Annotated in this window: 1 protein-coding gene; it reads left to right on the forward strand. The window is 51.2% G+C overall.

Annotation, left to right across the window (positions count from 1 at the left end):
- The first annotated feature begins 436 nt into the window (after nt 1-436).
- Nucleotides 437-14143 carry an Ig-like domain-containing protein gene (locus tag I2494_RS08635; protein ID WP_228350898.1) on the forward strand — a complete coding sequence of 4569 codons (13707 nt, stop codon included), beginning with the start codon at nt 437-439 and terminating at the stop codon, nt 14141-14143.
- Nucleotides 14144-14164: the final 21 nt, after the last annotated feature.

Consider the following 14164-nt stretch of genomic DNA (forward strand, 5'->3'; position numbering starts at 1 on the left):
TACCTATCCATTAAAAGACACCCACATTAAACTCATCACATAAACAACACATAGATAATAATTAATGATTTATATCTCAATAAATTTTAAATTTAATTAAACTTAAAGATTAAAAAATAAATCACATAAAAATCAATAAATAATAAAATAATTTCTCATCAAAATAATTTACATTAATAAAAAATAACACCAAATAAATCATAAAAACAACACTATTAAAATAAATTTATAAAACACCTCGTAAAACGCCCCTATCCATTATCGGGCAGCGAAAATAAAAAACAACACAACTATTATATCCCCACACCCCGGATGAATGACGCGACAAACAAATATGTTGTTCGCGTTTGCTGTATCTAAAAGATGGTAACAACACATCAATATTAGATAAACACTAAATTCGGGTAAACGAACACAGTCTAACGGAGCTATCCACATGAGTAAGAACGCCAGTTTATTAGTGAATTCAGGAAACAGTACCTCTCAAGTTATTTCTCTTAACGCTCAAAAAACTATCAAGATAAAAATCCAGCCAGGAAGTAAATATGTCCTGAAAAATGAAGATGATAACTTTGCACCAGAGAACATAACGCTCCAGCGCCATGGTGATAACCTAAATATCATTCTTGAAGGTGATTCAAACCCGGCAATTGTTATCGAAGATTACTATGCAACAGGCAATGACCAAGCCTTACTGGGTATGGCAGAAGACGGTCAACTGTATGCTTATATGGTAACGGATGGCTCTGCTGAAGGTTATTTACTTGAAGATGGAAGCCTGGCACCAGCAGCGCTGGCGGGGACATCATTGGGTGATGGCTCCTATTTATTTGCCAATACCGAAACTGACGACGATAACGACTTGATGGCTTTGTGGCCATGGTTCCTGGGCGCAGTCGTAGCCGGGATCGCTGGTGGTGTAATTAACAACCATAACAAACACCATCATAAAGATTCATCTACACCGGAAGCGCTTCCAGAGGCGCTTCCTGAAGCACCTGTCGTTGAACCCAAAATTGCTGCAGTACCAACATTAAGTGGCGCCACAGATATGACCGGTACCATTACTGGCCCTATCAGTTACGGCTCTTCTACTGATGAAAAAAATCCAACCATCTATGGTACTGGAGAAGCGGGTAATACCATCACTATTTACGACAATGGTATCGCTATCGGTACTGCAATTGTAAATGCTGACGGCACCTGGAACTTCAAACCTGAAACTGCACTAAAAGATGGCGATCATAAGATTACCGTTACTCAAACCGAACCATCAGGCTCAACCAGCGCACCATCGGATGACTTCTCATTTATCGTTGATACCATTGCCCCACTAAGACCACTGTTTGGCGATATCATTGATAATGTAGGCGATATACAAGGCCCTATTGCCAACGGTGCAACCACTGATGATGCTCGCCCTGAAATCACCGGTACCGGTGAGCCAGGTAATACCGTCACTATTTTCATTAATGGTGAAGAAGCGGGTGAAGCTATTATTGACAGTAACGGAAACTGGACCTGGACACCGGAAACAGATTTAGCCGATGGTCATTATCAAGTCACTATTACTGAAACAGATAAAGCAGGTAATGTTAGTCCTCTTTCACCAACGTTTGACTTTAATATTGACACTTCAGTTCCAATCGTAGCTGATTCGGATACCACCGCCCCGGCCAAACCAGAAGTACCAACCGCCACCGACAACGTGGGTGATACCACCGGCGCTATCGAACCGGGCAGCAAAACCGACGATGCCACGCCAACCTTTAACGGCGAAGGCGACGCCGGCGATACCATCATCATCAAGGATGGCGATGAAATCATTGGTTCCGTTATCGTTGATGAAGACGGCAAGTGGGAATGGACACCGGAAACCGACCTGGCAGAAGGCGATCACAGCATTACCGTTATCGAGAAAGACGAAGCGGGTAACGAAAGCGCCCCGTCTGATGCGATTGAGTTTACTGTCGACACTATCGCACCGGCCAAACCGGAAGCACCAACCGCCACCGACAATGTGGGTGATACCACCGGTGCTATCGAGCCGGGCAGCAAGACTGACGACGCCACGCCAACCTTTAACGGTGAAGGCGATGCCGGCGATACCATCATCATCAAGGATGGTGATGAAATCATTGGTTCCGTTATCGTTGATGAAGACGGTAAATGGGAATGGACGCCGGAAACCGACCTGAGCGAAGGCGACCACAGCATTACCGTTATCGAGAAAGACGAAGCAGGCAACGAAAGCGCCCCGTCTGATGCGATTGAGTTTACTGTCGACACTATCGCACCGACCAAACCGGAAGCACCAACCGCCACCGACAACGTGGGCGACACCACCGGCGCTATCGAGCCGGGCAGCAAGACTGACGATGCAACACCAACCTTTAACGGTGAAGGCGACGCCGGCGACATTATCATCATCAAGGATGGTGATGAGGTTATCGGTTCAACCGTAGTGGACGCTGACGGCAAATGGGAATGGACGCCGGAAACTGACCTGAGCGAAGGCGATCACAGCATTACCATTATCGAGAAAGACGAAGCGGGTAACGAAAGCGCGCCGTCTGACGCGATTGAGTTTACTGTCGACACCATTGCCCCGGCCAAACCGGAAGCACCTATCGCGACTGACAACGTGGGCGACACCACCGGCGCTATCGAACCGGGCAGCAAAACCGACGACGCCACCCCGACCTTTAACGGCGAAGGCGATGCCGGCGATACCATCATCATCAAGGATGGCGATGAAATCATTGGTTCCGTTATCGTTGATGAAGACGGCAAATGGGAATGGACGCCGGAAACCGACCTGAGTGAAGGCGATCACAGCATTACCGTTATCGAGAAAGACGAAGCGGGCAACGAAAGCGCACCGTCTGACGCGATTGAGTTTACCGTAGACACCATTGCCCCATCCAAGCCGGAAGCACCAACTGCCACCGACAATGTGGGCGACACCACCGGCGCTATCGAGCCGGGCAGCAAAACCGACGACGCCACGCCAACCTTTAACGGTGAAGGCGATGCCGGTGACACCATCATCATCAAGGATGGCGATGAAATCATTGGTTCCGTTATCGTTGATGAAGACGGCAAGTGGGAATGGACACCGGAAACCGAGCTGAGTGAAGGCGATCACAGCATTACCGTTATCGAGAAAGACGAAGCGGGTAACGAAAGCGCACCGTCTGATGCAATTGAATTTACTGTTGATACTGTTGCACCGACCAAACCGGAAGCACCAACCGCGACTGACAATGTGGGCGACACCACCGGCGCTATCGAGCCGGGCAGCAAGACTGACGATGCAACACCAACCTTTAACGGTGAAGGCGACGCCGGCGACATTATCATCATCAAGGATGGTGATGAGGTTATCGGTTCAACCGTAGTGGACGCAGACGGCAAGTGGGAATGGACGCCGGAAACCGACCTGAGCGAAGGTGACCACAGCATTACCGTTATCGAGAAAGACGAAGCGGGCAACGAAAGCGCGCCGTCTGATGCAATTGAATTTACCGTGGACACCATTGCCCCATCCAAGCCGGAAGCACCAACTGCTACCGATAACGTGGGTGATACCACCGGCGCTATCGAGCCGGGCAGCAAGACTGACGACGCCACCCCGACCTTTAACGGCGAAGGCGATGCCGGCGACACCATCATCATCAAGGATGGCGATGAAATCATTGGCTCAGTTATCGTTGATGAAGACGGTAAATGGGAATGGACACCGGAAACCGACCTGAGCGAAGGTGACCACAGCATTACCATTATCGAGAAAGACGAAGCAGGTAACGAAAGCGCCCCGTCTGATGCGATTGAGTTTACTGTTGATACCATTGCGCCAGATCTGGCTAATGTAAGCATCATCGATAACGTCGGTGCTGTTACCGGTGCGCTGAAAGACGGCGATATTACCGATGACAATACCCCGACCTTCAGTGGTCAGGCAGAAGCCAACGGTATGGTTATCATCTATAACGGTGATGAGGTGATTGGCTCGGCCAAAGCCGATGCCAGCGGTGACTGGACATTTACGCCGGATACGCTGGCAGACGGTGATTATCAGTTCACCACCACGGTAACTGACGAAGCCGGTAATACCGGTGAAGCTTCCGCGGTTGTGCATATCACCATTGATACCAGCGCGATTGAAGTGACCATCACTAAACTGGTGGATAACGTCGGTGATATCAAAACCAATGGCGTGACCGACGATGCCCGTCCGGAAATTATCGGTGACGCTAAAGCCGACAGCATCATTCACCTGTATGACGGTGAAACCCTGCTGGGCTCCACCACCGTGGACAACGAAGGCCACTGGAGCTTCACGCCGGCTACTGACCTGAGTGAAGGTGAGCACAGTATTACAGCCACCGCGACAGGTAAAGCCGGTAACGTTAGCGTACCAACCACCGCCTTCACCTTTACCGTGGACACTGTTGCACCGGCCAAACCGGAAGCACCAACCGCCACTGATAACGTGGGCGACACCACCGGCGCTATCGAGCCGGGCAGCAAAACCGACGACGCCACCCCAACCTTTAACGGCGAAGGCGACGCCGGCGACACTATCATCATTAAAGACGGTGATGAGGTTATCGGCTCTACTGTAGTAGACGCTGACGGCAAATGGGAATGGACACCGGAAACTGACCTGAGCGAAGGTGACCACAGCATTACCGTTATCGAGAAAGACGAAGCTGGCAACGAAAGCGCACCGTCTGATGCAATCGAATTTACCGTGGATACCATTGCCCCATCCAAGCCGGAAGCACCTACCGCCACCGACAACGTGGGTGATACCACCGGCGCTATCGAGCCGGGCAGCAAGACTGACGATGCAACACCAACCTTTAACGGCGAAGGTGATGCCGGCGATACCATCATCATCAAGGATGGCGATGAAATCATTGGCTCAGTTATCGTTGATGAAGACGGCAAGTGGGAATGGACACCGGAAACCGACCTGAGCGAAGGCGATCACAGCATTACCGTTATCGAGAAAGACGAAGCGGGCAACGAAAGCGCACCGTCTGATGCAATCGAATTTACCGTGGATACCATTGCCCCATCCAAACCGGAAGCACCTACCGCCACTGATAACGTAGGTGAGACTACCGGCGCTATCGAACCGGGCAGCAAAACCGACGATGCAACACCAACCTTTAACGGCGAAGGCGATGCCGGCGATACCATCATCATCAAGGATGGCGATGAAATCATTGGCTCTGTTATCGTTGATGAAGACGGCAAGTGGGAATGGACACCGGAAACTGATCTGAGCGAAGGCGACCACAGCATTACCGTTATCGAGAAAGACGAAGCGGGCAACGAAAGCGCGCCGTCTGATGCAATCGAATTTACCGTGGATACCATTGCCCCATCCAAGCCGGAAGCACCTACCGCCACCGACAATGTGGGCGACACCACCGGCGCTATCGAGCCGGGCAGTAAAACCGACGACGCCACACCAACCTTTAACGGTGAAGGCGATGCCGGTGACACCATCATCATCAAGGATGGCGATGAAATCATTGGCTCAGTTATCGTTGATGAAGACGGCAAATGGGAATGGACACCGGAAACCGACCTGAGCGAAGGTGACCACAGCATTACCGTTATCGAGAAAGACGAAGCGGGTAACGAAAGCGCCCCGTCTGATGCGATTGAGTTTACTGTTGACACCATCGCACCGGCCAAACCGGAAGCACCAACTGCCACCGACAACGTGGGCGACACCACCGGCGCTATCGAACCGGGCAGCAAGACCGACGACGCCACACCAACCTTTAACGGCGAAGGCGACGCCGGCGACATTATCATCATCAAGGATGGCGATGAAATCATTGGTTCCGTTATCGTTGATGAAGACGGCAAGTGGGAATGGACACCGGAAACTGACCTGAGCGAAGGCGACCACAGCATTACCGTTATCGAGAAAGACGAAGCGGGTAACGAAAGCGCGCCGTCTGACGCGATTGAGTTTACCGTAGACACCATCGCACCGGCCAAACCGGAAGCACCAACTGCGACCGACAATGTGGGCGATACTACCGGCGCTATCGAGCCGGGCAGCAAGACTGACGACGCCACGCCAACCTTTAACGGCGAAGGCGACGCCGGCGACATTATCATCATCAAGGATGGTGATGAGGTTATCGGTTCAACCGTGATCGATGCAGACGGCAAATGGGAATGGACACCGGAAACCGATCTGGCTGAAGGCGAACACAGCATTACCGTTATCGAGAAAGACGAAGCGGGTAACGAAAGCGCCCCGTCTGATGTGATTGAGTTTACTGTTGATACCATTGCGCCAGATCTGGCTAATGTAAGCATCATCGATAACGTCGGTGCTGTTACCGGTGCGCTGAAAGACGGCGATATTACCGATGACAACACCCCGACCTTCAGTGGTCAGGCAGAAGCCAACGGTATGGTTATCATCTATAACGGTGATGAGGTGATTGGCTCGGCCAAAGCCGATGCCAGTGGTGAAGGTAAAGCCGGCAGCACCATCAAGGTATATGACGGTGAAACCCTGCTGGGCTCCACCACAATAGATTCTGAAGGTAACTGGAGCTTCACACCGGCCGCCGATCTGAGCGAAGGGGCACACAGCATAACCGCTACTGCCACCGACAAAGCCGGTAACGTTAGCGAACCAACCACCGCCTTCACCTTTACCGTGGACACTGTGGCACCAACCACACCGACCATCGATTCAGCGGAAGATAACGTGGGTGATGTGCAAGGTACATTAACCAGCAACAGTTCTACCGATGACACCACACCGGCACTGAACGGTACTGCCGAGAAAAACAGTACGGTTAACGTATATGATGGTGAGACCCTGCTGGGTACCACCACCGCGGACAGCAACGGCAAGTGGACTTTCACTACCGATGCCCTGACTGAAGGTGAGCATACGTTCCATGTTACCGCCACTGACAAGGCTGGCAACGTTAGCCAGCCATCTGACGACTTTGTGCTGGATATTGACTTTACCGCACCGGCTGCCGCCACCGATCTGGCGATCACCGACAATGTGGGTGCCGTGACTGGCGCACTGAAAGACGGCGATACTACCGATGACAACACCCCGACCTTCAGCGGTCAGGCAGAAGCCAACGGTATGGTTATCATCTATAACGGTGACGATGTCATTGGCTCAGTTAAAGCCGATGCCAGCGGTGACTGGACATTTACGCCGGATACGCTGGCAGACGGTGATTATCAGTTCACTACCACGGTAACTGACGCTGCCGGTAATACCGGTGAAGCTTCCGCAGTTGTGCATATCACCATTGATACCAGTGTAGTCACCGTAACTATCACTAAACTGGTGGATAACGTCGGTGATATCACTGGCGATATCAAAGCTAACGATATTACCGACGATACCCGTCCGGAAATCATCGGTGAAGGCAAAGCCGACAGCACTATTAATGTGTACGACGGTGAAACCCTGCTGGGTTCAACCACAGCAGATGCCGAAGGTAACTGGAGCTTTACCCCAGCCACCAACCTGAGCGAAGGGGCGCACAGCATTACGGCTACGGCCACCGACAAAGCCGGTAACGTTAGTGAGCCAACCACCGCCTTCACCTTTACCGTGGACACTGTGGCTCCAACCACACCGACCATCGATTCAGCGGAAGATAACGTGGGTGATGTACAGGGTACATTAACCAGCAACAGTTCTACCGATGACACCACACCGGCACTGAGCGGTACCGCCGAGAAAAACAGTACGGTTAATGTGTATGAAGGTGAGACCCTGCTGGGCAGCACCACCGCAGACAGCAACGGCAAGTGGACTTTCACTACCGATGCCCTGACTGAAGGCGAGCATACGTTCCATGTTACCGCCACTGACAAAGCGGGTAATGTCAGCCAGCCATCCAACGACTTTGTGCTGGATATTGACTTTACCGCACCGGCTGCCGCCACCGACCTGGCGATCACCGACAACGTGGGTGCCGTGACTGGTGCACTGAAAGACGGCGATACCACCGATGACAATACCCCGACCTTCAGCGGTCAGGCGGAAGCCAACGGTATGGTTATCATCCATAACGGTGACGATGTCATTGGCTCGGCCAAAGCCGATGCCAGCGGTAACTGGACATTTACGCCGGATACGCTGGCAGACGGTGATTATCAGTTCACTACCACGGTAACTGACGCTGCCGGTAATACCGGTGAAGCTTCCGCGGTTGTACATATCACCATTGATACCAGTGTTGTCACCGTAACTATCACTAAACTGGTGGATAACGTCGGCGACATTACCGGCGATATCAAAGCTAACGATATTACCGACGATACCCGTCCGGAAATCATTGGTGACGCTAAAGCCGGCAGCACCATCAAGGTATACGACGGTGAAACCCTGCTGGGTTCAACCACAGCAGATGCCGAAGGTAACTGGAGCTTCACACCGGCCGCCGATCTGAGCGAAGGGGCACACAGCGTAACCGCGACTGCCACCGACAAAGCCGGTAACGTTAGTGAACCAACCACCGCCTTCATCTTTACCGTGGATACCGTGGCACCAACCACACCAACCATCGATTCAGCGGAAGATAACGTGGGCGAAATTCAGGGTACATTAACCAGCAACAGCGCCACCGATGACGCTACGCCAACCCTGAACGGTTCTGCCGAGAAGAACAGTACGGTTAACGTATACGACGGTGAGACCCTGCTGGGCACCACCACCGCAGACAGCAACGGCAAGTGGACTTTCACTACCGATGCCCTGACTGAAGGCGAGCATACGTTCCATGTTACCGCCACTGACAAAGCGGGTAATGTCAGCCAGCCATCCAACGACTTTGTGCTGGATATTGACTTTACCGCACCGGCTGCCGCCACCGACCTGGCGATCACCGACAACGTGGGTGCCGTGACTGGTGCACTGAAAGACGGCGATACCACCGATGACAATACCCCGACCTTCAGCGGTCAGGCGGAAGCCAACGGTATGGTTATCATCCATAACGGTGACGATGTCATTGGCTCGGCCAAAGCCGATGCCAGCGGTAACTGGACATTTACGCCGGATACGCTGGCAGACGGTGATTATCAGTTCACTACCACGGTAACTGACGCTGCCGGTAATACCGGTGAAGCTTCCGCGGTTGTACATATCACCATTGATACCAGTGTTGTCACCGTAACTATCACTAAACTGGTGGATAACGTCGGCGACATTACCGGCGATATCAAAGCTAACGATATTACCGACGATACCCGTCCGGAAATCATTGGTGACGCTAAAGCCGGCAGCACCATCAAGGTATACGACGGTGAAACCCTGCTGGGTTCAACCACAGCAGATGCCGAAGGTAACTGGAGCTTCACACCGGCCGCCGATCTGAGCGAAGGGGCACACAGCGTAACCGCGACTGCCACCGACAAAGCCGGTAACGTTAGTGAACCAACCACCGCCTTCATCTTTACCGTGGATACCGTGGCACCAACCACACCAACCATCGATTCAGCGGAAGATAACGTGGGCGAAATTCAGGGTACATTAACCAGCAACAGCGCCACCGATGACGCTACGCCAACCCTGAACGGTTCTGCCGAGAAGAACAGTACGGTTAACGTATACGACGGTGAGACCCTGCTGGGCACCACCACCGCAGACAGCAACGGCAAGTGGACTTTCACTACCGATGCTCTGGCAGAAGGTAAACATACGTTCCATGTTACTGCCACTGATAAAGCGGGTAACGTCAGCCAGCCGTCCGATGACTTTGTACTGACTATGGACTTCACAGCCCCGGATGCCAGCAAACTGGCTATCACCGGTGTGGATGACCAAACAGGTATTGTCACAGGTAACGTTAAATCCGGTGATACTACCGACGACACGCGTCCAACCATCAGCGGTACCGGTACGGCCGGTGACATTATCACTGTATACACCACTGACAGCGTTGATAAACATGTCATCGGCAGCACAACAGTGGATGCAGAAGGTAACTGGAGTCTGAAACCAGCTGAAGCACTGGCTCAGGGTGAAAATAAATTCACCGCTGTAGAAATGGATCCGGTGGGTAACCTCACCGACCCATGTAAGCCATACACTATTATTCTGGATACCTTTGTATCAGACGCTAAAGTCACTATTACTGAGATTTCTGATGACCGTGGTGGCTCAAGCACTGACTTTATTACCAACGATAATACGTTGTTAATTAGCGGTACGCTGGATAAAGCCCTGCTGTCTGATGAAACCGTAGAAATCACACTGGATAATGGCAAAACCTGGACTAAGGCAACAACACTGACCGATACCGGCTGGACTGTTGACCTGCAAAGTACTGAGCTGGACGCCGGGGATTACACCATCAAAGCCCGCGTAGTGGATACAGCCGGTAACATTGGTAGCACAGATAACCATGCGTTAACTATCGCGCTGGAAGGCCGTGATATGACTGGTCTGAACACAACGGCGAAGATTTCTACCGATACCAGCCATGGTCTGGCGAGCGGTGACGTCTTCAGCCACAGTGCAACAGTGACCAATACCGATATGGTTACCCGTGACAATAACGTAACCGTAAGCGGTACCTTAAGTACTGCGCTGTTAACCGGTGAAAAGCTACAGATCTCGCTGGATAATGGCACGACCTGGCAGACGCTCACCATGACCGGTAATAACTGGAGCTACGTGTTGCCTGAAGTGTCAGTCGACACCACATACAACTACAAGCTACAGGTTATTGATAACGCGGGTAACGTAGGTAAAAACACATCATTCGCTGAAAACTACAAAGTCGTGATTGATCTGACCGTACCTGATGCACTTGTTGGCGCTCCGGATATTGCCAAGGCTGTCAGCACCAAAGATTCATTCACTTTCGACAGCAGCCATTACGGTACTGTTGAAGCGGGTACTATTGTTGCACTGGTTAGTGATGAAAACGGCAACGGTAGCTATCAGGAAGGTCTGGATCAGGTACTGGGCTTTGCTAAAGCAAATGCAGACGGCAGCTGGAGTCTGACTACATCCTTACCTGCCGGAGCACATAACCTGGCGTTTATGGTGTGGGATGAAGCAGGTAACCATTCAAGTATGGGCGCCAGCACCAGCGTCGGGGTAACCGACGGTGAAGGTAGCTTACTGATTGCTCAATCATGGGGTGGTACAACTGACTCCGATGGTCGCGGCCTTAACTCTGCCGCCGTAACCATCAGCCAGGACGGTTTATGGTCATTCTTCCAGAGCGTACGCGGCACTTCAGGTACCACTACCGCTAACGCCGGTCGTGTGTATACAGCAACAGATTTAGAACACTATGATTCTACCTATCTGGCGCAACCAATGAAGGCAAACGGTGCCGGGTATGATGTCGACAGTAGCTCTTATAGTCGTTACATCAACTCCGCTGTGTTTGCAGATATTAACCGCGATGGCTACACCGATGTAATGTCACAGGTCAGCTCATATCAAAATGGCGGTTATACCGCCTACTGGATGCAAAACGCTGACGGCTCTTTCTCACCGAAGGCTGTGGATCAGGGAACGCTGAACCACTTGGGTGGCGTAATTGCCTATGACCGTGAAGGTGATGGCTATCTGGACTTTGTATTAGCTGACTCCGAGTCAGACTCCATTTCATTCCTGAAAAATGACCAGGGTGTGTTGTCTTACGAAAAAGCATCCGGCTTTGCTAACGGTCACCCGGGCGGCGCTATTCCGGCTGCGATGAGTATCATGCACGAAGTGGGCGCGGTGGATATCGACAACAACGGTACCGTGGATATTACTGCACACGTTGACTACAACGGTGCCGGAAACAACGCGGGTAACGGCTCTCGAGGTCTGGGTATTCTGTATAACGAACTGACGGGTACAGGAAAAACCAATTTCGGTACTGTTGGTTACTATGCCAACGTGTTTACTAATGATGGTGCGGATGACTACGGCAACCTGTCCATCTCCATGACCTATGCTGACTTTAACGGCGACGGCTGGCTGGATCTGTTCTTAAGTCGCGGTACGAAAGGCGGCGCTAACAGCGATGAAAGCCGTATTTACTTGAACGATGGTACCGGTAAGTTAATGGCGACCGATAGTCAGGCTCTGTGGTTTGGTGACAAGTTAACCGGTGGTACATCACTGGCGGTAGACTGGAACCATGACGGTAAAGTGGACATTATCGAAATTCCACGTTCCGGCGTGAACGGTAGCCCAACGTTGTATACCAACAACGGTACCAATGCCTGGGGTGCGAACGCGACCAGCCTGACGGGTTCGACTAAGTTTGACAATATTACCGGTGCTGTAGCGCTGGACTACGACTGGGATGGCTCGATGGATATCGTGTTATACCGCTCAGGTAGTGATGCCGGTGTAGTATCCAGCACTGATTCTGCTCCAACGCTGTTGGTGAAAAACACCAATATCGCGGCAGACGGTACCAGCTTACAGATCCGTATTGTTGACGGTAACGGCATCAATACCTTCTACAGTAACACCGTTAAATTGTATGACTCCAAAGGTAACTGTGTAGCCACCCAGCTGATTAACCCGCAGGCGTCTGGTTCCAGCAACAGTATGGGTCTGGTCAGCTTCTTCGGATTAGATCCAAATGAAGTGTACTCAGTGCAACTGCTGCGTATCACCAATGGCGTCACCGACCATGTAGGCGCATCTTCCAGCATTGGTGGTTATACCAACAATACGGTTAATGTGAACTGGGGTGGTCTGACTACCGGTAAGTCACACGATGCTTACGTACTGACAGCAGAAAGTACTGATGCAGTTAATAACACGACAGGTACTGGCGGTATTATCGGTACCGGCTATAACGATACCTTCTTCGGCTCAGCCGGAGACGATACCTACACGGGTGGTGGCGGTTGGAACCGTGTTATGAGCGGTCAGCAAGTCTGGAGTGAAACTGAAGGTATGGACATTGTTGATTACAGCCGTTCCGCTTCCGCTATTACCGCAGACCTGAAGACCGGCGTTGCAACCGGACAGGGTAATGACAAGCTGGTCAGTATCGAAGGCCTGATTGGTACCGATAAAGACGATACATTCACCGATAACGCAGCAAATAACCTGTTCGAAGGTCGGGGTGGTAATGACACCTTCCACCTGACAAACGGTGGTAATGATACGCTGATGTACAAGGTACAAGCTGGTAAGGGTAGCGACAGTACTGGCGGTAATGGTCATGACACAGTATATGGCTTCACGGTAGGCAACCTGCTGACCAATAAAAATGCTGACCTGATCGACCTGAGCGATATATTGAACTACTCCGGCCCATTATCCTGCTTTATGGATGAAGGGGTTATGAAACTGGATTCAGCTTCTCAGGGAATACTGAATTATCTGAAAGTGGAACAGGTTGGTGGCGATACCATCATCAGCATTGACCGTGATGGTAAAGGTGGTGCCTATGGCTTTGAGGAACTGTTAACACTGAAAGGGGTGAGCACAGATCTGGTGACGCTGCTGTCCAACAACCAGATAGAAGTCGGTGATGATACGTTGACCAGTGGATCTTCCGGTACACATTCACTGTTATCAACTACTCAGCAATCACTGATGTCTATTTCTCAGATGTTTACTGCCGGTGACGACATGCTGTTCGGAACCGATAAAGCAGACATTCTGATGGGTGGTCTGGGCAACGATACCTTTAACAACATCAGTACTGGCGATCAGGTTATGGGCGGAGCAGGTAACGATGTTATCAATATAACCTCAACAGACTTCGGTTCTATTTCTGGTGATGAAGGTATTGATACTCTGGTTCTGGCAGGACATGACTTACTGCTAAACCTGAGTGCGCTGAAAGATAACCTGAGCTCAGTAGAGATCTTCGATATGGGTAATGGTCATAACACCATGACTGTTTCTCTGGATGATGTTCTGCGCCTGGGTTCAGAAGAACTGGCAATCCACAGTGGTGATAAAGCGATTATCGTTAATGGTGAAGAAGGCAGCACCCTGAAGTTAGAAAGCGGTGACGGCCAGTGGACCATGTCGCAAAGCAATTATCAACATGACGGTCATACCTACAACGTATGGGGCATGAGCTCTTCTGGCATCGAGATTCTGGTCGAAGAAACCGTTAGCCCAATCATCATGTAATTAAACACTGAAGTGACCGTC

The sequence above is a fragment of the Limnobaculum allomyrinae genome (assembly GCF_016649425.1).
GTDB classification, from domain to species: Bacteria; Pseudomonadota; Gammaproteobacteria; order Enterobacterales; family Enterobacteriaceae; genus Limnobaculum; species Limnobaculum allomyrinae.

Bases quoted from the DNA above. Each gene is read 5' to 3' on its own strand.
- I2494_RS08635 (WP_228350898.1), top strand. From the start codon at position 437: ATGAGTAAGAACGCCAGTTTATTAGTGAATTCAGGAAACAGTACCTCT.